General features: G+C 71.4%; 20 protein-coding genes. 12 read left to right on the top strand and 8 right to left on the bottom strand.

Going from position 1 to position 22,526, the window contains the following annotated elements:
* Positions 1 to 19 precede the first annotated feature (19 nt).
* The gene (locus AOM02_RS08335) at positions 20 to 904 is read right to left on the bottom strand and encodes a helix-turn-helix transcriptional regulator (RefSeq protein WP_062298698.1); all 885 of its coding nucleotides are present in this window, start codon (positions 902 to 904) and stop codon (positions 20 to 22) included.
* A gap of 153 nt (positions 905 to 1,057) precedes the next feature.
* On the opposite strand from AOM02_RS08335, the gene AOM02_RS08340 reads away from it, so the two are divergent.
* From AOM02_RS08340 to AOM02_RS08355, 4 genes are all read left to right on the top strand, one after another.
* Positions 1,058 to 1,390 carry a carboxymuconolactone decarboxylase family protein gene (locus AOM02_RS08340; protein WP_062298699.1) on the top strand — a complete coding sequence of 111 codons (333 nt, stop codon included), beginning with the start codon at positions 1,058 to 1,060 and terminating at the stop codon, positions 1,388 to 1,390.
* A gap of 1 nt (position 1,391) precedes the next feature.
* The gene (locus AOM02_RS08345) at positions 1,392 to 1,787 is read left to right on the top strand and encodes a cupin domain-containing protein (protein ID WP_062298700.1); all 396 of its coding nucleotides are present in this window, start codon (positions 1,392 to 1,394) and stop codon (positions 1,785 to 1,787) included.
* Positions 1,787 to 2,161, top strand: coding sequence for a DUF2255 family protein (locus AOM02_RS08350; protein ID WP_062298701.1), 375 nt, complete (start codon positions 1,787 to 1,789; stop codon positions 2,159 to 2,161). Before AOM02_RS08345 ends, AOM02_RS08350 begins: the two co-directional genes overlap by 1 nt.
* A 125-nt stretch (positions 2,162 to 2,286) precedes the next feature.
* Entirely contained in the window at positions 2,287 to 2,640 is a 354-nt protein-coding gene (locus tag AOM02_RS08355) for a cyclophilin-like fold protein (protein WP_062298702.1), read from the top strand.
* Between the two features lie 56 nt (positions 2,641 to 2,696).
* Here AOM02_RS08355 and AOM02_RS08360 read toward each other — a convergent pair whose 3' ends face one another.
* Positions 2,697 to 3,602 (bottom strand): aldo/keto reductase, encoded by a 906-nt coding sequence (locus AOM02_RS08360; protein WP_062298703.1) that lies wholly within the window; start codon positions 3,600 to 3,602, stop codon positions 2,697 to 2,699.
* 330 nt (positions 3,603 to 3,932) lie between these two features.
* On the opposite strand from AOM02_RS08360, the gene AOM02_RS08365 reads away from it, so the two are divergent.
* From AOM02_RS08365 to AOM02_RS08380, 4 genes are all read left to right on the top strand, one after another.
* Positions 3,933 to 4,556, top strand: coding sequence for an FMN-dependent NADH-azoreductase (locus AOM02_RS08365; protein ID WP_062298704.1), 624 nt, complete (start codon positions 3,933 to 3,935; stop codon positions 4,554 to 4,556).
* Positions 4,557 to 4,762: 206 nt separating this feature from the next.
* On the top strand, positions 4,763 to 6,115 hold the full coding sequence (locus AOM02_RS08370; protein WP_062298705.1) for an ABC transporter substrate-binding protein: 1,353 nt from the start codon (positions 4,763 to 4,765) through the stop codon (positions 6,113 to 6,115).
* A gap of 81 nt (positions 6,116 to 6,196) precedes the next feature.
* Positions 6,197 to 7,129: a carbohydrate ABC transporter permease gene (locus AOM02_RS08375; protein WP_062298706.1), complete on the top strand. Its 933-nt coding sequence runs from the start codon at positions 6,197 to 6,199 to the stop codon at positions 7,127 to 7,129.
* On the top strand, positions 7,126 to 7,983 hold the full coding sequence (locus AOM02_RS08380) for a carbohydrate ABC transporter permease (RefSeq protein ID WP_062298707.1): 858 nt from the start codon (positions 7,126 to 7,128) through the stop codon (positions 7,981 to 7,983). The genes AOM02_RS08375 and AOM02_RS08380 overlap by 4 nt, the downstream gene beginning before the upstream one ends.
* Positions 7,984 to 8,149: 166 nt before the next feature.
* Here AOM02_RS08380 and AOM02_RS08385 read toward each other — a convergent pair whose 3' ends face one another.
* Positions 8,150 to 10,606 carry a beta-glucosidase family protein gene (locus tag AOM02_RS08385; protein WP_062298708.1) on the bottom strand — a complete coding sequence of 819 codons (2,457 nt, stop codon included), beginning with the start codon at positions 10,604 to 10,606 and terminating at the stop codon, positions 8,150 to 8,152.
* An 82-nt stretch (positions 10,607 to 10,688) separates the two neighbouring features.
* On the opposite strand from AOM02_RS08385, the gene AOM02_RS08390 reads away from it, so the two are divergent.
* The 4 genes from AOM02_RS08390 (at position 10,689) to AOM02_RS08405 (ending at position 16,314) form a co-directional block, all read left to right on the top strand.
* The gene (locus tag AOM02_RS08390; RefSeq protein WP_062298709.1) at positions 10,689 to 11,264 is read left to right on the top strand and encodes a TetR/AcrR family transcriptional regulator; all 576 of its coding nucleotides are present in this window, start codon (positions 10,689 to 10,691) and stop codon (positions 11,262 to 11,264) included.
* Positions 11,265 to 11,351: 87 nt separating this feature from the next.
* Complete coding sequence (locus AOM02_RS08395) at positions 11,352 to 13,949, top strand: alpha-L-rhamnosidase (RefSeq protein ID WP_062298710.1); 2,598 nt, start codon at positions 11,352 to 11,354, stop codon at positions 13,947 to 13,949.
* Positions 13,946 to 15,175 carry a glycoside hydrolase family 1 protein gene (locus AOM02_RS08400; RefSeq protein WP_062298872.1) on the top strand — a complete coding sequence of 410 codons (1,230 nt, stop codon included), beginning with the start codon at positions 13,946 to 13,948 and terminating at the stop codon, positions 15,173 to 15,175. The genes AOM02_RS08395 and AOM02_RS08400 overlap by 4 nt, the downstream gene beginning before the upstream one ends.
* Positions 15,172 to 16,314, top strand: a complete 1,143-nt coding sequence (locus AOM02_RS08405) for a serine hydrolase domain-containing protein (RefSeq protein WP_062298711.1) — start codon at positions 15,172 to 15,174, stop codon at positions 16,312 to 16,314. The genes AOM02_RS08400 and AOM02_RS08405 overlap by 4 nt, the downstream gene beginning before the upstream one ends.
* 7 nt (positions 16,315 to 16,321) lie before the next feature.
* Here AOM02_RS08405 and AOM02_RS08410 read toward each other — a convergent pair whose 3' ends face one another.
* From AOM02_RS08410 to AOM02_RS08430, 5 genes are read right to left on the bottom strand one after another with little or no spacing between them, the layout of a single operon-like run.
* A complete protein-coding gene (locus AOM02_RS08410) occupies positions 16,322 to 16,927 on the bottom strand; it encodes a sugar O-acetyltransferase (protein ID WP_062298712.1) in 606 nt (201 codons plus the stop codon).
* Between the two features lie 28 nt (positions 16,928 to 16,955).
* Complete coding sequence (locus tag AOM02_RS08415) at positions 16,956 to 17,450, bottom strand: phenolic acid decarboxylase (RefSeq protein WP_062298713.1); 495 nt, start codon at positions 17,448 to 17,450, stop codon at positions 16,956 to 16,958.
* A 27-nt stretch (positions 17,451 to 17,477) separates the two neighbouring features.
* Entirely contained in the window at positions 17,478 to 18,314 is an 837-nt protein-coding gene (locus AOM02_RS08420; RefSeq protein WP_062298714.1) for an alpha/beta hydrolase, read from the bottom strand.
* 8 nt (positions 18,315 to 18,322) lie between these two features.
* Positions 18,323 to 21,103, bottom strand: coding sequence for an alpha-L-rhamnosidase (locus AOM02_RS08425; protein WP_062298715.1), 2,781 nt, complete (start codon positions 21,101 to 21,103; stop codon positions 18,323 to 18,325).
* 4 nt (positions 21,104 to 21,107) lie between these two features.
* Entirely contained in the window at positions 21,108 to 22,412 is a 1,305-nt protein-coding gene (locus AOM02_RS08430; protein ID WP_062298716.1) for an MFS transporter, read from the bottom strand.
* Positions 22,413 to 22,526 lie beyond the last annotated feature (114 nt).

Raw genomic sequence — 22,526 nt, forward strand, 5'->3', positions numbered from 1 at the left:
TTCGGCGCGGAAGCGCGCGTCAGTTGCCGCTGACAGGCTCCGCGTCCGCGCGGGAGGGCTGCTCTGACGCCCACCAGCTCGCCAGCAGCGCGAGCTTGTCGGCGGACTCCGAGCCTGGCGTCGCGGTGTAGACCGTCAGGCCGAGCCCCTCGTCGGCCGGCAGCCCGAGCACGTTGTACTCGAGCTCGACCAGCCCGACGACCGGGTGGCGCATGCGCTTGAGGCCCTCGATGTGGAGGCGCACGTCGTGCCGCGCCCAACGCGTGCGGAACTCCTCGGATCGCGTCGAGAGCTCGCCGACGAGGTCCGTGATCGACTTGTCGAAGGGGTTGCGGCCGGCGACGGTCCGCAGGCTCGCGACCGAGCTGTCGGCGATCGTGTCCCAGTCCGGGTAGAAGTCGCGCGAGGCGGGATCGAGGAAGATGAACCGCGGGTACCCGGGCCGTTCGGGCTGCGAGCGGTAGACGGGGTCGTACAGCGCGCGCCCGAGCTCGTTGGTCGCGACGATGTCGCCGCGCAGGTTGCCGAGGACCGCGGCGCCGGTGGTGATGGACTCGACGAGGTGCAGCAGGCTGGGGCGCACGCCAGCGGGGCCGCCCGGCTTGCGCCGGGCGCGGGTCGAGGCGTTGGCGGTGCGTGCCAGGTCGAAGAGGTGGGCGCGCTCGGCCTCGTCGAGCCGCAGCGCCGACGCGATCGCCTCGAGCACCTCGTCCGAGACGCCGCGGAGGTCGCCCCGCTCGAGCTTGGTGTAGTACTCGACGCTCACGCCGGCCAGGATCGCGACCTCGCCGCGTCGCAGGCCGGGGACGCGGCGGCTGCCCACGTCGGGCAGACCCACCATCGCCGGCGTGACCTTCGCGCGGCGCGTCATCAGGAAGTCGCGGACCTCGTTCGTCGTGCTCATATCGCCACCGTAAGCCTGCGGCCCGCGCGGTGACAGGTACTCGCAGAGGTACCTCTGACAGGAACTGTCACGACGGCAGCGCCCCGGCTGTACTGGAGGCATCGCCCGCCGTGCCGCGGCGCATGGCGTCCAGAGACCGGAAAGGAAGACCTCATGTCGGAACCCCAGGAGCAGACCCCGATGCAGCGGATGATGGGCGACTTCGCACCCACGTTCGTCGAGCTCACCGACGAGGTGCTGTTCGGCAAGGTGTGGGCGCGCACCGATGCGCTGTCGCCGCGCGACCGGAGCCTCGTCACCATCACGAGCCTCGTCACCGCCGGCAACATCGAGCAGCTCAACGCGCACATCCCGATGGGCCTCGCCAACGGCCTCACCGAGGACGAGATCAAGGAGGCGATCACCCACGTCGCGTTCTACGCCGGCTGGCCGCCCGCCGTCTCGGCCCTCACCCTCGCCCAGAAGCTGTTCTCCAAGGAGGCCTGACATGAACATCGAGCCCACGATCCCCACCATGAAGAACCCGCCGGAGCAGTTCGCCGGCGACGTGTGGGTCGACCTGATCGCGATCCCGCACGGCCCGGAGCAGCGCGCCGTCCTCGCCAAGGTGCGGTTCGCGCCCGGCGCCCGTACCGCGTGGCACTCGCACGCGCATGGCCAGTACTGCCACGTGACCGACGGCACCGCGCTGTTCGGCAGCCGTGACGGCACCATCATCGAGGCGAAGGCCGGCCAGACGGTCTACACCCCGCCGAACGAGGAGCACTGGCACGCCGCCGCGCCGGACTCGTTCATGGAGCACCTCGCGCTGCTCGAGGGCACCGACCCCGCCACCAGCACCGTCTGGGGCGAGCACGTCACGGATGAGGAGCTCGGCCGCTGATGGCGGCGTGGCCCGCGCCCGTCCTCGCCGCGATCGCCGGCTCGGACGACCTGCACATCTCGCCGTTCCGCGCGGACGGTGTCACCTACGGCACCCCCACGTGGATCTGGTCCGTGGTCGTGGACGGCGCGCTGTACGTGCGCGCGCGGAACGGTGTCCGCTCGCGCTGGCACCGGTCCGCCATGTCGCAGCGCGCCGGCCGCATCTCCGCCGGCGGCCACACCCTGGACGTCACCTTCACGCCGGCCGATGCGTCGCTCACCGACGCGATCGACGCCGCCTACCGCGCCAAGTATGCGGACAGCCGCTACCTGCCGCCCATGGTGAGCGCGGGGCCGCAGGCGGCGACCGTCCGGATCGATCCCGCAGGCTGACCCCCGCCTGCCGTGGCGGCGGCCGCGCACGCTGAGAAGCGTCGCACCCGCATCGGGCCCCCTCCGGCGATCCTGGAGGGGGCCTTCGCCGTCCCCGCACCCACCTCACGCGCCAGGAGGCGTCCATGCAGATCCAGTTCACGCTCGACGATGCGAGCCTCACCGTGACGCTCGGTGACGGCCCGGCCGCGCTCGACCTGGTCGCGCAGCTCCCGCTCACGCTCACGATGCGCGACTTCCACGGCATCGAGAAGGTCGCCGACCTTCCTGTGCGCCTCGACATCGCCGGCGAGCCTCCGCGGACGGACGCGAATGCGGGCGACCTCACCTACTGCGCCCCGTGGGGCAACCTCGCGTTCTTCTACCGGGACCTCGGCTACGCCGCGGGGCTCGTGAGCCTCGGCACCGTCGACGGCGAGGCCGCGGTGCTCGAGGGCATCGCCGACGGTGCGACCGTCACGGTGACCCTGGTCGCCTGAGCCGGAGACGACGAAGGCCGGCCCCGATGCGGGGGCCGGCCTTCGTGGGGTCCGCGTCAGCCGCGCGAGCCGACCACCATCTTGAGCATCGTGCCGAGGTTCAGCCTGCCGCCGTACACGGGCATCATGTTCGCCGAGCCGTAGTCGGTCACGGGCGCCACGTTCCTGAGGGCCTCCATGTCCTCGGCGCCGATCTGGAAGTCGAGCGCGGCGTTGCTCGCCATGTGCGCGGGGTTCGCCGTATTGGGCAGCGGCAGCAGCCCGAGGTCGAGGCAGTAGCGGATCGACAGCTGCGGCACGGACACGCCGTAGCGGGCGGCGATGGCCTCGACCTCGGCGTTTCCCAGCAGCGCGCCATGGGCGACGGGGGAGTAGGCCTCGACGAGGACGTCCCGCGCGTGGGAGTGCGCGATGAGGTCGAACGGCGTGTTGCCTATGTGCGCGAGGACCTGGTTGACCATCGGCTTGACGGTGGCCGAGCCGAGGACGTTGTCGAGGTCGTCCTGCTCGAAGTTCGAGAGGCCGATCGCGCGGACCTTGCCGGCGGCGTAGGCATCCTCGAGCGCGCGCCACACCTCGCGGTTCTCGTCGAAGTAGCGCTTCTCGCCGCGGAAGGCGGTCCACGGCTGCGGGCTGTGGATGATCATCATGTCGATGTGGTCGAGACCGAGCTTCTTGAGCGATCCGTCGATCGACCTGGCGGCCTTCACGTACGACTTCGCACCCGCGTCGATCTTCGAGGTGACGAACACCTGGTCACGCGCGACGCCGCTGGAGCGCACGCCCTCGCCCACGCCCTGCTCGTTGCGGTAGGCCTGCGCGGTGTCGATGTGGCGGTAACCGGCGTCGATCGCCGACCTCACCGCGCCGACGACGTCCTTGTTGTTGATGAACCAGGTGCCGAGTCCCAGCTGCGGGATCTCGACGCCGTTGCTCAGCGTGTAGGTCTGGTCGAGGACCATGGGGTCTCCTTTCCTCTGTCGCCCGCGTCGGGCGAGCGGGTAGACGGGCGCATATCCGCATCGTGCGGCCATCATCGCGACCCCTTGCGGCCGCGACCAGATGGCGCCGGAAGGGGTTCCGCGAGCACCCCCGAGGCGTGCGACCCCGAGCATGCGGCGCACCGACGCTAGGGGCGCATCGACGCGCGAGGGAGCCTCTATCAGGGACCCTCTCAGCGGCGTCGATATCCCGCTCCGGGGCCCTACGTCCCGCGATCGTTGCCGGGACCACGGCGAGCATCGTCGGCACGGCGACGACGCCGCACCTCCCAGCACAGAAACGGACTTCTCATGGCCAAGCTCCTCGTCATCCGCGCGCACCCGCTCGCCGCCGACGCCTCGCGGTCGATGCGCCTCGCCGACGAGTTCCTCGCGGCGTACACCCAGGCTCACCCCGACGACGACGTCATCGACCAGAACCTGTACAACATCGCCATCCCGGAGATCGACCTCGACCTGTTCGGCGCGTGGAAGAAGCTGGGCGACGGTGTCCCGTTCGTGCGGCTGCACGAGGCGGAGCAGACCAAGAGCACCCTGTTCGAGGGGTACACCACACAGTTCCTCAACATGGACAAGATCGTGATCGCGAACCCGCTGTGGAACCTCCAGGTGCCCACGCGGCTGAAGGCGTGGATCGACTGCATCTGCGTCGCCGGCAAGACCTTCAAGTACAACGAGCAGGGGGAGGCGGTCGGGCTCGTGCGCGGCAAGAAGGCGCTCCACCTCCAGACCGCGGGCGGCTTCTACGGCTCGCAGGACCCGGCGAGCCAGTACGTGCAGATGATGCTGAACTTCATCGGGGTCGAGGACGTGGCCTCGATCGCGGCCGAGGGGATGGATCACGACCCGGCGCACGCCGACGACATCATGGAGGCGGCGGTCGCACGGGTGCGGGCGGCGGCTACCGCCTTCTGACCCTCCGGTGCGCACGCGGGCGTGCGGCGGGTCGACCACCGCACGCCCGAGGCGCGTACGGTCGGCGCGCCCGGTGGCCGAGCGCCGCTGATAACAGTTCGGTGACAGTGATTGACCGACCCGCGCGCTGCGGGTACTTTGGCGAAAGCCGGTCATTGATTCGTTTCAGTGATCCGGTGCCATACGGCACTTACAAGGAGGTAAGAATGTCTGTCGCACGCCTACACCGCCGGGCGGGGGTCGCCGCCGGCGCGCTCGCAGGTGCGGTCATCCTCGCCAGCTGCTCGAGCGGCGGGTCCACGTCCGAGGGAACGTCCAGCGCGGACGACGGTGCCGAGCCCGGCGAGGTCACCGAGCTGACGCTGCTGACCGGCACCGTCGAGCTCAACGTCGCGATCGCGGAGGCCGTGGTCGCCGGGTTCAACGAGGCGAACCCCGACGTCCAGGTGACGGTCGACGCCTCGGTGCCGTCCGGCTCCGAGGGCGACAACCTGCTCAAGACGCGACTCGCCACCGGCGATGCGCCCGACATGTTCTGGTACAACTCGGGTTCGCTGCTCCAGGCGCTGAACCCGGACGCGCAGCTGCTCAACATCGCGGACGCGCCCTTCATGGACAACGTGATGGACAGCTTCATCCCGACGGTGTCGACCGACAACGGCGTCTACGGCGTCCCGATCGACGTCGCGGGAGGCGGCGGCATCTTCTACTCGATCCCGATCTACGAGGAGCTCGGTCTCGAGGTGCCCACCACGTGGGATGAGTTCGTGTCCAACACCCAGGCGATCAAGGACGCGGGCTACGACAACGCGCTCATCCAGTCGTTCGGCGACACCTGGACGTCGCAGATCATCATGCTGGCCGACTACTACAACATCTACAACGAGGACCCGGACTGGGCGGCGAAGTACACGGCCAACGAGGCGCATTACAGCGACACCCCGGTCGCCCTGCGGTCCTTCGAGAAGATGCAGGAGATCTACGACGACGGCCTCCTCAACAAGGACTACGCGTCGCTGACCTTCGACAAGGCGCTCGAGCGCATGGCGTCGGGCGAGGGCGCGCAGTACCCGATGCTCATGTTTGCGATCGACACGATGATGAGCCTCTACCCGGAGTCCGCCGACAACATCGGCTACTTCGCGATCCCCGGCGACGACGCCGCGGCGAACGGCCTGACGGTGTGGATGCCGCCGGCCATCTACGCGCCGGCGACCACGGAGAACCCGGACGCGGTGAAGAAGTTCATGGCCTACGTCGCCAGCCCCGAGGCGTGCCAGGCGCGCCTGGATGCGGGCATCGCGGCCGGCGGGCCGTTCGTGGTCGAGGGCTGCGAGCTCCCGGACGACGTGCCGCAGGCGATCAAGGACATGCTGCCCTACTTCGACTCGGGCGACACCGCTCCGGCGCTCGAGTTCCTGTCCCCGATCAAGGGCCCCTCGCTCGAGCAGATCCTCGTCGAGGTCGGCTCCGGCATCCGTTCCGCCGAGGACGGCGCCGCGCTCTACGACGAGGATGTCAAGAAGCAGGCCCAGCAGCTGGGCCTCGAGGGTTGGTGACCCCACCCGTCCTCAGTTGACCACCGCCGTCGGGGCCCGACCTCTCGGGTCGGGCACCGACGGCCCGCTCAGGAGCCCCTCATGACCGACACCATGGCGCGCGGGCGCGCCGCCACCCCCACCACCCCCGAGCCCGAGCAGCCGCGTCACCGTCGACGCACCAAGAGCCCCTACCCGATGTGGTTCTACGCTCCCGCCGGCATCATCTACGGCGTCCTCTTCATCGTCCCGACCTTCGCGTCGTTCTACTTCGCGCTCACGCGATGGACCATCTTCGAGTCCGAGTTCATCGGTCTCGACAACTTCCGCACCTTCTTCTCCGAGCCCTTCCTGTTCGAGAGCCTCATCAACACGCTGATCTTCGCGGTGATCACCTCCGGCGCGAAGGTCGTCCTCGGCCTCCTCATCGCCGTATTCCTCACGAGCCAGATCGTCGCTCGCGGCTGGCTGCGCTCGGTGGTCTTCTTCCCGGTGCTCATCTCGGCCGTCGGCATCGGCGCGACGTTCGCGGTCCTGCTCGACCCGTTCGAGGGGCTGGTGAACCGCACCCTCGCCGCGGTCGGGGTCGAGGGCCCGGGCTGGCTGACCGACCCGAACCTCGCGCTGTTCTCCGTCGCGCTCGTCGACGTGTGGCGCGGCGTCGGCCTGGCGGTGCTGATCTACATCGCTGGCATCGTCGCGATCCCGCAGGAGTACTTCGAGGCCGCCAAGGTCGACGGCGCCAGCGCCTTCAAGCGGTTCTGGCACGTCACGCTGCCGCTGATGCGTCCCGCGACCACCACGGTGATCATCCTGTCCCTCATCGGCGGCCTGCGGTCGTTCGACCTCATCTGGACCATGACGGGGGGCGGTCCCGGCTTCAGCTCGGACGTCCTCGCATCCGTGGTCTACAAGCAGTACCAGGCGGGCTTCTACGGCCTCTCGACGGCGGGCAACGTCGTGCTGTTCGTCCTCGTGGCGCTCATCGTCGTACCCCTGTTCTGGTTCCTCAACCGCAAGGAGGTCGACCGATGACCACGCAGGCGGAGCCCAAGTCCAGGCTCAACCGCACGTACTCGTGGACCGCCGGGCTGCTCGGCATCGTCGTCACGGCCGTGATCTTCATCGTGCCGTTCATCTTCATCTTCCTCACGGCGTCGAAGACCCGCGTCGAGGCGGCGAGCCTGGAGTTCTCGTGGCCGACCGAATGGGCGTTCGTCGAGAACCTCGTCGAGGTGATCCAGGCGCGCGACTACGTGCTCGTGACCGCGTTCATCAACTCGACGATCCTCACGGTCGCGTCCGTGACGTTGATGGTGGTGTTCTCGGCGATGGTCGGCTACGTGCTGCAGCGGCGCTCGAGCCGCTGGAACGGGCTCATCAACTTCCTGGTGCTCGCCGGCCTCATCGTGCCGCCCGCGGTGGTGCCGACGATCTGGGTCATGCAGCGCCTCGGGCTGTTCAAGACGATGCACGGCCTGGTGTTCATCATGGTCGCGTTCGGCATGGCGTTCTGCGTGCTGATGTTCCGTACGTTCGTCGCCACCATCCCGCGCGAGCTCGACGAGGCCGCGATCATGGACGGAGCGGGTCCGATCCGCCTGTTCTTCCAGGTGATCTTCCCGCTGTTGCGGTCCGTCATCGTGACCGTCATCGTCGTGCAGGCCGTCTTCGTCTTCAACGACTTCCAGGCGCCGCTGTACTTCTTCCCCGGCTCGGGAAACGAGACCGTGCAGGTCACCCTGTACAACTTCCAGGGGCAGTACTCGACGGCCTGGAACCTGCTGTTCATGGACATCCTGCTCATCACGGTGCCCATGCTTGTGATGTACATCTTCTTCAACCGGCAGATCGTGGCCGGCATGACCTCCGGCGCGGTCAAGGGCTGAGCAGGACCGCTCGGACAGGTGAGGGCCCCGCGCCCGCGGTGATCCCGCGGGCGCGGGGCCCTCGCCGTGCGCGTGCACGATGCGTGGCGGAGGCGCCCTCCGGCCGCGCGGCCGCACGCGGAAGGGGGCCGGTCCCACCACGGTGGGACCGGCCCCCGGCCGAGCGCTAGACGGTCTCGACGACGTCGACCGGCACGGCGATGTCCGCGCCCGCCCGCAGGTCCTCCGCGCTGAGCCCGGCGTGCAGCCGGAAGGTGCCCGGCACCGCGCACCAGCCGTCCTGCCAGCGCTGGAACCGGCGGGCCGGGAGCGGCACGGACAGCAGCGCCTCCGCGCCTCCGTCGAGGCGCGCGACCGCGAAGCCGGCGTGCCAGCGCATGGGCATGTCGTCGGCGTCGGCGGGCGCCTCGAGGTAGAGCTGCACCACCACCTTGCCGCGCCGGTCGCCCGTGTTGCGCACGCGCACGCGTGCGGTGGCGTCGCCCGCGAGGGCGTCGCCTGCGACGGTCACCTCGTCGACCTCCCAGGAGGTGTAGCCGAGGCCGTGGCCGAAGGGGAACGCGGGGCGTGCCCCGGACCGGAGCCACGCGCGGTGGCCCACGTGCACGCCCTCGGTGTACGCGAGGTGGCCGTCGACGGGCGCGACCTGCGCGACCGGCACCGAGGCCTCGTCCGCGGGCCAGGTCACCGGGAGGCGGCCTCCCGGCTCCGCGTCCCCGCCGAGCACCGCCGCCAGCGCGGTGCCGAACTCCTGACCCGGGAACCAGGCCGCGATGGCCGCGGCGGCGGAGCCGCGCCAGGGGAGCAGGACCGGAGAGCCCGAGTTGACCACGACCACCGTCCGCGGGTTCGCGGCGGTCACCGCGGCGACGAGCGCGTCCTGTGCGCCCGGCAGGGCGAGCGACGTGCGGTCGAAGCCCTCGGACTCGACCTCGTTCGACGTCGACACCACGACGACCGCGACGTCGGCGGCGGCCGCCGCGCGGGCGGCCTCCGCGATGAGCTCGCGTGCCGCGGCGCGCACGGGGGGCAGCCCGACGCCGAGCGCGATCGAGTCCGGGATGCCGCCCTCCACCGGCGAGATCTCGACCACGATCTCGAGGGGCCCGCCGTTCGCGGGCAGCTCGATCTCCTCGAACGGGGGGTTGAGGACCGCCGTCGCGGGGTCGTCCCCCGGGCGGGTGCGGAGCGAGCCTCGCGCCGCCTCGGCGCCGTTCACAAGCACCCGGTAGTCCGAGAGCCCCGCGACGCCGAACGGCACCTTGTCGCCGGGAGCCTCGGGCGAGTAGGTGAAGGCGAGCTCGACGGTCGCCGCGCGCAGCGCCTTCGACTCCGCGTCGAACGACACGACGCGGGAGGCCGTGCGCGTCTCCTCGTCGAGCACGCCGCCGTCCCCGTCGAGGTAGCGGACGCGCATGCCCGGCTCGCCGGACGGCGTGCGGAGGCGGTCGACGGGGATGTCCGCGAGGCCCGACTGCACGACCGCGCCCCGCGACCATGACACTGCGGCCTCCGGCCATCGCGCGGCGATCCCGTCGAGCGGGCTCGACACGGTCGCGGGGATCACCGTCGCGCTCCCTCCGCCCTGGGTGCGGGCGTCGCGCGCTCCCTCGCCGATCACGGCGATGGACCGCGGCGTGTCGAGCGGCAGGATGCCGTCGTTGCTCAGCAGGACCATGCCGGCCTCGGACGCCTCGCGGGCGGTCGCCACCGTCGCCTCCGCCGCGGGCGCGGCGATCCGCGCGGGCTCCGGCGCGCCCTCGAGGGCGCCGACGCGCGCGGCCAGGCGCAGGATGCGCCTCACCTTGTCGTCGACGATCTCCTCGGCGATGTCGCCGCGGCGCACCGCGGCGACGAGCGCGTCTCCCCAGGGTGACGCGGGTCCGGGCATGGCGAGGTCCTGTGCGGCGCGCGCGCTGTCGAGCGACCGCACGGCGGTCCAGTCGGAGACCACGACGCCGTCGAAGCCCCACTCGTCCTTGAGGGGCGTGCGCAGCAGCTCATGCTCGCTCGCCGTCGTGCCGTTGATCGCGTTGTAGGCGCTCATGACGAGCCAGGCGTCGCCCTCGGTGACCGGTCCCTCGAACGCGGCGAGGTAGACCTCTCGAAGCGTGCGCTCGTCGACGTCGGACGATGCGGTGAAGCGCTCGGTCTCGGCGTCGTTGGCGACGTAGTGCTTGACCGTCGCGCCGACCCCGTGGTCCTGGATGCCGGCCACGTAGGCGGTGGCGATCGTCGAGGTGAGCAGCGGGTCCTCGCTGAAGGCCTCGAAGTGGCGGCCGCCGTAGGGCGAGCGCTGGATGTTGATCGTGGGGGCGAGCACCACGTCGACGTTCTTGCGGCGGGCCTCGGCGCCCAGGCCGTTGCCGACCTCGCGGACGAGCTCGGGGTCCCACGACGCGGCGACGGCCGTCGGCGAGGGGAAGTTCACGGAGGGGCTGCGCTCATCCCACGTGTCGCCGCGGACGCCCGCCGGCCCGTCCGACATCACCATGGGTCGCAACCCGATGGACTCGATGCCGTGCAGCGACCAGCTGTCGCGGCCGGTGAGGAGCAGGACCTTCTCCTCAAGGGAGAGGCGGGAGAGCGCCGCCTCGACAAACGGCTCGTGCGCCGTGGCCATGTGAACCTCCTTGTTCGGCAGATGACCCGATCGTAACGTAAAACCAATCAATGATTGGGCGTGTCGTCTGTACGATGCGCTTATGCAGCCGAGGGGTTCGTACGCAAAGGGGCTCGCGAAGCGCGAGGAGATCCTCGACGCCGCGCTGGAGTGCTTCGTCGACAAGGGCTACGACCGCACGTCCGTGCGCGAGATCGCGAGGGCCGTCGGGCTGAGCCAGGCGGGGCTGCTCCACCACTTCCCGAACAAGGAGTCGCTCTTCCTCGAGGTGCTGCGGCGTCGCGACGAGCAGTCCGTGTCGGGCAACGAGGAGCGCGGTGTGCACTCGGTGCACGGCCTGATCGACGCGGTCGAGCGGAACAGCTCGCAGGCGGGGCTCGTCGGGCTGTACGTCGTGATGTCGGCCGAGAGCGCGCATACCGAGGGCCTGGCGCGCGAGTTCTTCCGCGGCCGCTACGCGTGGGTGCTCGATGACATCGCCGCCGATGTCGAGCGCATGCAGCGCGAGGGGCAGATGATCAGCCGCCTCACCGCCCGCGAGATCGCCTCGCTCCTGGTGGCCGCGGCCGACGGTCTCCAGATCCAGTGGCTCCTGGATCCCGAGGGCGTCGACATGACCGAGCGCATGCGCGCGCTCGTCGCCACCTTCGAGTCCTGACATCCCGCGAGGGCGTTTGCCCTCGCGCGCGCCATGCAATACCGTTCAATGAACGGGACTCCATGAGTCCGGATTCGAAGGAGAGTCATGGCCCTTGAGGTGACGCGCGTCCGCATCGAGCACCACGCGCCCGGGAGGATCGGTATCGGCGAGGCACGGCCGCGCCTGTCCTGGCAGATCGCGGGCGCGGAGCCCGGCTTCGTTCAGCGCGAGGCGGAGGTGCGCCTGTCCCGGACGATGCCGGGAGAGTCGCCCGTCACCGGCGTGATGGCGCTCGAGGGGCCCGATCAGGTCCTGGTCCCGTGGCCCGGCGAGGACCTGCGCTCGCGGGAGGCGTTCGAGGTCGCCGTGCGCGTCCGCGACGCGGGGGAGTGGAGCGCGTGGAGCGACGCGACCGCCGCCGAGGTGGGCCTGCTGCACGCCGACGACTGGGCCGCCCGACCCGTGGGTGCGGCCGGCGATCCTGGCGCCGGGCCGCATCGGCGACCCGAGCGCCTTCGACGCGAGTTCGCCCTGCCGGCCGGGATCCGCCGGGCCCGCGCCTACGTGACCGCGCACGGCGTCATCGAGCTCGAGATCAACGGGCAGCGGGTGGGCGACGAGATCCTCACCCCCGGCTGGACCTCGTACCGCCACCGCCTGCGTTACGCGACCTTCGACGTCACCGACCTGCTGCGCGCGGGCGACAACGCCATCGGCGCATGGCTCGGCGACGGATGGTGGCGCGGCCGCCTCGGATTCGGAGGCGGCCTGCACGACGTGTACGGCCACCGGCTCGCCGCCATCGTGCAGCTCGAGGTCGAGACGGAGGACGACGGCCTTCTCCGCATCGTCACCGACGACAGGTGGACGGCGGGGCCGGGCCCGATCCTCATGAGCGACCTCTACGATGGCGAGCGCTACGACGCCCGCGAGGCGGGCGAGGGCTGGTCCCAGCCGGGCTACGCCGCGGAGGGCTGGGCGCCCGTCACCATCCGCGACGACGGGGGCGCCGCGCCGGTCGCGCCGACGGGCCCGCCGCTGCGCGTGGTGGAGACGCTCGAGCCGGTCGCGGTGGAGGCGAAGCGCGAGGGCCGCTACATCCTCGACTTCGGCCAGAACCACTCCGGCCGTCTCCGTCTCAAGGCGAGCGGCCCCGAAGGTACGCTGATCCGGCTGCGCCACGCCGAGGTGCTCGTCGACGGTGAGCTGTGCACCGAGCCGCTGCGCACGGCGGAGGTCACCGACGAGCTCACCCTCGCGGGCGGTTCCACCGCGTGGACGCCGCGGTTCACGATCCACGGCTACCGGTACGCCGAGGTGTCCGGCTGGCCGGGCGAGCTCGCGCCGGGCGACGTCGTGTCCGAGGTGATCCACTCGGACATGGAGCGTCTCGGCTGGTTCGAGTCCTCGAACCCGCTGGTGGACCGCCTGCACGAGAACGTGGTGTGGAGCCTGCGCGGCAACTTCGTGGACATCCCGACGGACTGTCCGCAGCGCGACGAGCGCCTGGGGTGGACCGGCGACATCCAGGCCTTCGCGCCCACGGCATCGTTCCTCTACGACGTGACCGGGCTGCTCGGCTCGTGGCTCCAGGACCTCGCGGCGGAGCAGATCGAGTACGACTGGGTGCCGCCGTACGTGCCGTACCTCGAGATCCCGCCGTTCGACAAGCTGCCCCGCGACCCGATGGCCGTGTGGGGAGACGTCGCGCTGCTCACGCCCCTGGTGCTGTTCGAGCGCACCGGCGACCGCGGCCTGCTCGAGCGCCAGTACGCGAGCGCGCAGGCCTGGCTCGACTCGGTCGAGGCGGGGGCGGGCCCCGACCGGATCTGCGCCGGCACCGAGCAACTGGGCGACTGGCTCGACCCCAATGCGCCGCCGGAGGACCCGACGCGCGCGATGACCGACCGCTACCTGGTCGCGACCGCCTACTTCGCGTGGTCCGCGCGGCGCCTCGCGCGCACGGCCGAGCACCTGGACCGCCCGGACGATGCGGCGCGCTACGACGCGCTCGCGGACGAGGTGGCCGAGGCGTACGCGGCGCGGTACATCACACCCGACGGCCGCGTCCAGGACGACAGCCAGACGGCCTACGCGCTCACCGAGGCCTTCGGGCTGTGGCCCGACGAGGCCACGCGTGAGCGCGGGACGGCGCGCATGGCCGGGCTGGTCGACGCGGCCGACGGTCGGGTGTCGACCGGCTTCGCGGGCACGCCGCTCGTCACCGACGCCCTGTCCGGCTCGGGGCACCTCGAGGCCGCGTACCGGATGCTCGAGTGTCAGGAGGCCCCCTCGTGGCTGTACGCCGTGCTCAACGGCGGCACCACCATCTGGGAGCGCTGGGACAGCCTCCGGCCGGACGGCACCGTCAACGCCGGCGACATGACCTCGTTCAACCACTACGCGCTCGGCGCGATCGCGGACTGGATGCACCGCGTGGTCGCCGGCATCGAGGCGGTCGAGCCCGGGTGGCACCGGATCCGGTTCGCGCCGCGTCCCGGCGGATCGCTCACGCACGCGGCGGCACGCCACCTCACGCCCTACGGCGCGGCGTCGATCGCGTGGGAGCTGTCCGACGGCACGCTCGCGGTGGACGTCACGGTGCCGGTCGGCGCGATGGCGGTGCTCGACCTGGGCGACGGCGAGCGGGAGCTCGGGCACGGCACGCACCGCGCCTCGGTCGCGTGGCCCCCGGCCGGATGAGCGCCCGCGACTTCCCCGACGGCTTCCTCTGGGGCGCCGCCACCGCGGCGCACCAGGTCGAGGGCCAGAACGTCAACTCCGACTGGTGGGCCTTCGAGCACGCCGCGTTCACCGCGGCGCGCGAGAGCTCGGGCGACGGGATCGACCACCGCCGCCGGTTCCGCGAGGACTTCGACCTGCTCGCGTCGCTGGGGCACAACGCCCACCGGCTGTCGGTCGAGTGGGCGCGGATCGAGCCGGCGCCGGGGGAGTTCTCGCAGATCGAGCTCGCGCACTACCGTCAGGTGCTGCTCGCGCTGCGCGAGCGCGGGCTGACCTCGTTCGTCACCCTCCACCACTTCACGCTGCCGCGGTGGTTCGCCGACCGCGGCGGCTGGACCGCACCCGACGCGCTCGACGTCTTCGCGCGCTACTGCGCCGTGGTGATGCGGGCGCTCGGGGACGTGGCGGACATGGTGTGCACGGTCAACGAGCCCCAGATGGTGGCGCTCCACGGCTACCTCGAGGGGTACCACCCGCCGGGCGTCACGAACCCCACCCTGTGGAAACGCGTGGGCCGCACCCTGCTCGAGGCGCACCATCGCGCGGTGGCCGAGGTCCATGCGGCGTCGGACGCGCCCGCCGGGCTTGTGGTCCAGCTGCCCCTGCTCGCGCCCGCGCGGGACGATGCGGTGACACGCGCGTTCTGCGACGAGATGACCGCGGAGATCGTGGACCTGTACCTCGACGGCCTCCGCCCCGGGGACGGCGGGGACTGGCTCGGCGTGCAGTACTACCGCAAGAACTGGGTCGACCCCGCCCTGCCGACGTACTTCGCCCCGCCGCCGCCCGGCACGCCCGTCACCCAGATGGGCTGGGCGGTCCACCCGGAGGGCCTCGCGGCGATGCTGCGCCGGGCCTCCGCGACGGGGCTGCCGCTGTACGTCACCGAGAACGGCATCGCCACGGCGGACGACGAGGAGCGGGTCGACTACCTCGAGTCCCACCTGGGCGCCGTCGCCAAGGTGATCGGGGAGGGCCTCGACGTGCGCGGCTACCTGCACTGGTCCGCCTTCGACAATTTCGAGTGGTCCGAGGGCTACCGGCCCCTGTTCGGACTGATCGCGGTGGATCGCGCGCATGGCTTCACCCGCACCCCCAAGCCGAGCGCCCACGCCTTCGCTCGGGTGGCACGTACCGGACGCCTGGCGGCGCTCCGCGACACCGATGAGGAGACCACGGCATGAGCGACACCACGCTGCACGGGCACGTCGACTCACGCTTCGCCCCGATCCGGGAGATGCTCGACGGCTTCCTCGCGCAGGACCCGTCGCTCAGCGCCCAGCTGTGCGTCCACGTCCACGGCGAGCGCGTGATCGACCTGGTCGGCGGCGCGTCGCTCGACCACGACTCCGTGACCGGCGTCTACTCCGCCACCAAGGGCATCGCGGCGCTCACCATCGCCCGCCTGCTCGACTCCGGCGTGCTGGCGCTCGACACCCCGATGGCCGAGCACTGGCCCGAGTTCGCCGACGCGGGCAAGGACCGGGTGACCGTCGGGGACCTCCTGTCGCACCGCGCGGGCCTGCCGATCCTCGACGACGTGGTGCCGCTCGTGGAGCTGACCTCCTCGGCACCGGCGGCGGCGCGTCTCGCCGCCCAGCTGCCGCTGTGGGTCCCGGGGACGGCCTTCGGCTACCACGGCATCACCATCGGCATCCTGATCGAGGAGCTCGTGCGGCGCGTCGAGGGGCGCGAGCTGCGCGACGCGCACGAGGCGGAGATCCGCGCGCCGCGCGACGCGGACTTCTTCATCGGGCTCCCCGCCTCCGAGGACCACCGCTACGTCGACGTGCGCCCGATGCGGCCCACGGAGGAGCAGGCGGCCGAGCTCGCGAGCCGCCCCCAGGGCGATCCCGTCCTCACGCGCATGTTCGCCAACTTCGAGGCGGGGGACGAGTGGTCGGAGTCGGGGGTCAGCACCAACAACCCCGACGTGCGCCGCGCCGGCCCCGCCGGGATCGGCGGCGTGGGCTCCGCGCGCGGCCTCGCGCGTCTCTACTCGGATGCGCTGCCCGGAGCGGAGCGGCCCATCGCCTCGCAGGAGACCTTCGCCGCGATGCGGCAGATGCGCTCGTGGGGCATCGACCGCACGCTCGGCGTGCCCAACGCGTTCGGCACGGTGTTCATGGTGCCGCAGCCCCGTCAGCCCTTCGGCAGCCACCGGGCGTTCGGACACGACGGCGGTGGCGGCGCCCTCGCCTTCGCGGATCCCGAGACCGGCGTCGCGTTCGGCTACATCCCGGTGCCGATGCAGTACCCCGGGGGAGCGGACCCGCGCGCGGTCGCGATCGCGCGCGAGGTGCGCGCGCTCGCGTCCGCGTGAGGACCGGCTACGCGCGGTAGCCGGTCGCGCGGATCACCCGTGCGGGCACGCCCGCGACGATCGTGTCCGGCGGCACGTCGCGGGTGACCACGGCACCGGCGCCCACGATCGCGCCGTCGCCGATGGTGACGCCGGGCACCACGGTGACGGAGGCCCCGATCCAGACCTTGCGGCCGATGGTCACCGGCGCGGGGATCATGTCGCCGCGACGCGCCGGGTCCTCGGCGTGGTTGAGCGTCGTGAGGGTCGTGCCGTGGCCGATCAGGGTGTCGTCGCCGATGGTGATGCCGCCGGCGTCCTGGAAGCGGCAGCCCATGTTGATGAACACCCGCGCGCCGAGGTGGAGGTTGCGGCCGAACTCGCAGTGGAAGGGCGGGAAGAGCGTCACGCTCGCCTCCACGGGTTCGCCGGTCAGGTCGGCGAGCAGGTCGCGCACCGCGTCCGGCGTGCGGTACCCCGAGTTGAGCTCGGCGGTGACGCGCAGTGCGTGCTGCGCCGCGTGGTGCATGACCTCGTGGAGCGGCGATCCGGCCGTGAGCACCGCGCCGGTGTCGAGATGCGCGACGAGGTCCCGCACCGTCGGGCCTGTGCCGTGTTGCGGGACCTCGTTCATGCGTGGATCCTAGGTCGGATGCGCGGCGTCAGGCGGGCACCGGAGCCGCGAGGAAGTCCGCGGGGAGCTCGGACGGCGCGCACGCGATCACCGAGTCGTCGTCGGCGCCGACCTCGTCGATGCGCAGGATCGTGGCGCCCTCGACCACCACGTGCAGGGGGTAGATGGGGCCCTCGGCGCGGTACGCGAGCATCCGGTCGATGTGGTCGTTCTGAAAGAGCACGGTGCGCTCGGGGTGCTCGTGGACCCAGCGCGGGAAGAAGATCGTGCCGTGGATCGAGCCGGCCTCGGGCACGAACGTGACGACCACGGACGTGCCGGTGGGCTCGGTCCAGGAGATCTTGTGCACGCCCGGGGCGATCTCGGCCAGGTCGACCGTCTGGTCCTTGACCCAGCGGCCGCCCACCATGCCGGAGTGGATGCGGTAGTCGATGGTGGTGGCGTTCTTGACGTACAGCTCGTACGTCCACCCGTTGTCGTAGGTGTAGAGGAAGCGGTGGCCGACGATGCTTGTGGCGGACATGGTTCTCCTGGCGGATGAGGGGGGCGGTCAGGCGACCGCGGGGCTGGTGGGGACGGGGGCCGGCGCGTGCGCGGCGATCCACGCGGACATGCGGTCCACGGTGCGGGCCGCGCCCGGCTGGTCGAACTCGTTGAGGTAGCCGTGCCACGTTCCCGGCTCGTGCGCGACCGTGACGTCCACGCCGGCGGCCGCGAGGTCCGCGGCGAAGGTCTCGCCGGACGGGCGGAGGTCGTCGACGTCGGCGTTGAGCACGAGCGCGGACGGCAGGCCGGAGAGCTCGCCGTGGGCGGGGAAGGCGTACGGGTGGTGGAGAAGCTCGGGCTCGCCCACGTAGTTGAGGTTCAGCTCGACGCAGCGGTCGACGGGGAAGCGTGCCTCCTCCGGCAGCTCGGCGAGCCTTGCCGCGAGCTCGGCCGACGGCTTCGGCAGCTCGTCGTGGAGCACGGGGTAGATGAGCAGCATGGACGCCGCGACGGGCAGCCCGGTGTCGCGGATGCGGAGCGACGCCGCCGCGGCGAGGTTGCCGCCCGCGCTCGCGCCGCCGATGTGCCAGCGCGCCGCGGGGACGCCCAGCGCATCGTCCTCGGTGGCCCACCTCCAGGCGGCGTCGACGTCGTCGCCGGGCACGGGGAAGAGGACGCCGTCCACCGCGAGGCGGTAGCCCACGGATGCGACGGTGAGGCCGGTCGCGGCGAGCGCGAGGCTCGTCTCGTGCGCCTCGGGCATGTCGAGGTCGCCGATCATGAAGCCGCCGCCGTGGATCCACAGCAGCGCGTCGCCGTTCGGGGTCTCGGGAACGTACAGGCGCAGCGGCACCTCGCCGTGGGGTCCGGGGACGGTGATGTCGCGGATGTCGACGTTCATGACTCTCCTTATGCGTGGGTGGCGGTGAGCACATGCGTGCCGTGCCGCAGGGTGGTGGGCGCGTCGGTGCGCCACGTCGGGGGGAGCTCGACCTCGGCCGTGACCCCCACGGGGACCTCGACGGTGACGGTGGCCCGCGCATCGTCCCGCTCCCAGGCCACCGCGAGGCGGCCGTACGGGGTGTCGACGTGCGCGCGCGAGCGGGTGAGGTCGCCGTCGAGGTCGGGGGCGATGCGTGAGCGCCGGTAGCCGGGCTCGATCAGCTCGATGCCGGCCTGGCGTCGGATGATCCAGTCGACCACGCACCCGAAGGCGTAGTGGTTCATGGACATCTCCTCGACCGTGCCGTCCTCGTGGACCGCGCGCCATGCCTCCCAGATGGTGGTCGCGCCCATCTCCACCTCGTACAGCCACGAGGGGACGGTGTCCTGGACGAGCAGGCGGCGCGCGAGGTCGCGCTCGCCGTGGTCCCACAGCACGTCGAGCAGGTAGGGGACGGACAGGAAGCCGGTGTCGAGGTGGTCGCCGGCCGCGTGGACGAGGGCCACGAGCCGTTCGACCAACCGCGGACGCAGCGCCTCGGGCGCCATGTCGAAGGCGAGCGCGAGCACGTACATGCCCTGGAGGTCGGGCATCATCTCGCCGTCGGGCCCGATGTACTCCGCGGAGAAGGCCGCACGCACCGCGGCGAGACGCGCCTCGAGCGCGGCTGCGCGCTCGTGGTTGCCCAGCTCGGCCTCGGCGCGCGCGAGCAGCTGCAGCGAGCACACCTGGAACACGGGGCCGACGATCTCCGAGGTCTGCACGGGTGCGCGGAGGATCGCGTCGCCGGGGTGCTCGTCGAAGCCCACCATGGTGGACGGGGTAAGCCAGTCGCCGAAGTGGAGCGAGCCGTTCCACAGCAGCGCGTGGCGCGCCTCGCGCTCGGGGGTGGGGGCGTCGTCCGCGAGCCAGGCCGGCTGGATCGACGCGGCCTGCGCGGTCTGGAACTCGACCCACGTGCGCATGGCCTCGAGGTTGTCGGCGAGGAAGCGGGGGTCGCCGTAGTGGCGGTAGAGGGCCCACGGGGCGATCGTGATCGCATCGGCCCAGCCGGCGGGGGTACGGATCTCGCCGAAGATGGTGCCCGCGCCGAAGTCGCCGCCCATCGCCGGGGGCTCGGGGACGATGGCGGAGATGCCGCCGTCGCGGCGGCCTTGATCGCGCCTCACGTCCGCGAGCCACCGCTCGAGGAAGGCGGCGACGCCCATGAGCGTCGAGGCCGCCTCGGCGAAGATCTGGAGGTCGCCCGTGTAGCCCGCGCGCTCCCGCTGCGGGCAGTCGGTGGGCACCGCGAGGAAGTTCGAGCGCTGCGACCACACGGTGTTGCGGAACAGCTGGTCCAGTCGGGGGTCCGAGGTCTCCAGCGCTGCGGTCTGCTCGAGGTCGCTCGCGATCACCACGGCCGTGAGGTCCGCGGGCGCGGGCGTGCCGGGCCAGCCGATGAGCCGCACGTAGCGGAAGCCGTGGAACGTGAAGTCGGGCTCCCATGACTCGCCGCCGGGGACGCCGGCGAGCACGTACTCGTCGGCCTGGTCCTTGGCGAAGCCGGTGACGTTGAGCACCAGGTTGCCGTCGGGGCCGAGCACCTCCGCGTGCTCGAGCCGCACCGCGGTGCCGCGCTCGCCCTCGACGCGGAACCGGACACGGCCGGCGAGCACCTGGCCGAAGTCGACCAGCAGGTCGCCGTTCGGAGCGGTCCAGACGCGCTGGGCGGGCACCTCCATCACGCGGCGGACGGGCTCGCCGTGGAACGGGTGGATCGGGGAGTCGAAGGCGACCGCCGTGCAGGGCGTCCACGCCTCGACGTCGGCGGGGGAGAAGCCGGGGGCGTCCCAGCCGGGCTCGTCGAGGCGCGCGTCCCGGCGCTCGCCGATGAAGATGTCGGACCAGTCGATCGGGCCGCGCGCGGAGGTCACCTCGGCGGCATCGGGGATCAGGGTCTCGGTGGTGCCGTCGGCGTGCTCGAGCTCGAGCTGCCAGCTCGCGCGGAGCGTGTCGCCGTACTGGGCGCTCCGGCCGAGGAACGAGATGCGTCCCGCCCACCAGCCGTCGGCCAGCTCGACGCCCAGGACGTTGTCGCCCTCGCGCAGCAGCGCGGTGACGTCGTGCGTGACCACGGGCATCGACAGCTCGTAGCTCTCGTAGCCCGGGCCGAACAGCGCGTCGTCCACCCGTGCGCCGTTAAGCGAGGCCTGGTGGATGCCCTGGCTGGTGATGCGGAGCACCGCCCGGCGCGGCGCGCGGGGGAGGGCGAAGCCGTGGCGCAGGCGCCGCGGGGGGTGGAGGCGGGACGTCAGCGGGACATCCGCGACCTCCTCGACGGCCGCGACCACGAGGTCGGGGCGCGGGTTGGTGGGGCCCTCGGCGACCACGCGCTCCTGCGCGGGCTCGATCCACGGGGCCTGCCAGCCCTCGTGGGCGATGCCGAAGGACGACGCGGCGGTGAGGACGGTGCCGTCGGCGAGGCCCACCTCGAGCGACCAGCGGTAGGCGGCGCCGCGGCGGCCCTCGAAGCCCGGGACCTCGACGGCGACGCACGCGTCGGACGCGACCGTGCCGGTGTCCGCGGCGACGGCGCCGCCATGGTCGGTGAGGACGATGCGGTAGCTGGACTGCGCGACGCCCTCCCTCGCTCCGGCCTCGATCCTCCACGCGAAGCCCGGTGCGGTCCGGGACAGGGCGAGGGGCGAGCCGAGGTGGTCCACCCGGAGGTGGGTGAGAGCGGGGGAGGGCGTCGTGCGGGTCATCGGATCAGGACTCCTGGAGGGCCGGAACAGGGGCGGAAGCGCCGTCGACGGCGACCTCGCCCTCGTTGGCGAACGTGGTCACCGTGTTCTTCGAGAAGAACACGTAGGCGACGATCAGGCCCGTGGCGACGCCCAGGGCGAGCACGCCGTAGAACGCCTGGCTGCTGTTGAGCAGCAGCGCCGGGGTGAAGGCCGCGAGCGCCGAGGCGGCGAGGCGGGCGAAGGCGACGATGCTGCCCTGCGCGGTGGAGCGCAGCATGGTCGGGAAGGACTCCTGCGTCCAGACCTTCATGATCCCCTCGAACGCGAAGGCGCCGCCGACGGTCGACACGAACAGCGAGGCGACCAGGGTGGTCAGCGTGAGGCCGCCGACGACCATGATGAGCGGCGCAGCGACCAGGAAGACGCCGCCCAGGATGTAGAACGGCATGCGGTACTTGGTGTCGATGACGCGCATGGCGATGAGGCCGATGAGGCCGCCGACCACCATCGAGATGAGGGCCCAACGGTTGAACTCCTCGACGGTCGACCCGGCGATCTGCGTGGCGATGAACGTGTTGAACTGGCCGTTCGTGTTCATGTACAGGTTGGTGAGGCCGTAGAAGGCGAGCAGCACGATGAACGGCTTGGCGTAGGGGCCGGTGAGGAGGTCCTTGACGCTGGTGCTCTGCGCACGGGCGGTCTGGACGCCCGCGCGGCGCTCCTCACGGGCGGCGAGCCACGTCGTCGACTCGGGGATGGTCACGCGTCCGATGAAGACGAGCACGGCCATGACGCCGACGAGGCCGAACATGATCTGGCCGCTGATCCGGCCCAGGTCGCCGGCGAACGAGGCGAGGACGATCACCGAGATGATGCCGGCGAGCCACAGGAGGTTCGACAGCAGGATGATCTTGCCGCGGTTCTTGTCGGTGGCCGCCTCGGAGATCGTCGCGAGCGACACGGGAAGGTCCGCGCCCACGCCCAGTCCGATGAGCACGATGCCGACGAGCAGCACCGGGAAGGTGGCGCCGAAGATCGCCAGGACCGTGCCGGCGATGATCATCGCCATCGTCGTGAGGAACACCTTGCGGCGACCGAACGTGTCACCCAGTCGCCCGCCGACCACGGCGCCGATCGCCACCGAGAAGCCGAGGGCGCTCTGGAGGTAGCCGTAGTGATCTGGCGCGAGCCCGATCGTTCCCATGTAGATGGCGAGGGCGATGCCGCTGGCCACGATGGCCGCGGCGTCGATGTACGAGGCCATACCTGCGACGATGCCGACCCACCACTCGTTGGGGGTCCGACGCGACCCTGTCAACTCTGACATCTCTTGCTCCGTTCTTCTTTGAACCGCCTCCATAGAGGCTACAGTCACACGTGTGAGTGACGTTGCCACGGACGCTAAACCAGTCAATGATTGGTGTCAAGTCGAGACGTCGAC

The organism is Demequina maris, assembly GCF_000971155.1.
Taxonomy (GTDB): Bacteria; Actinomycetota; Actinomycetes; order Actinomycetales; family Demequinaceae; genus Demequina; species Demequina maris.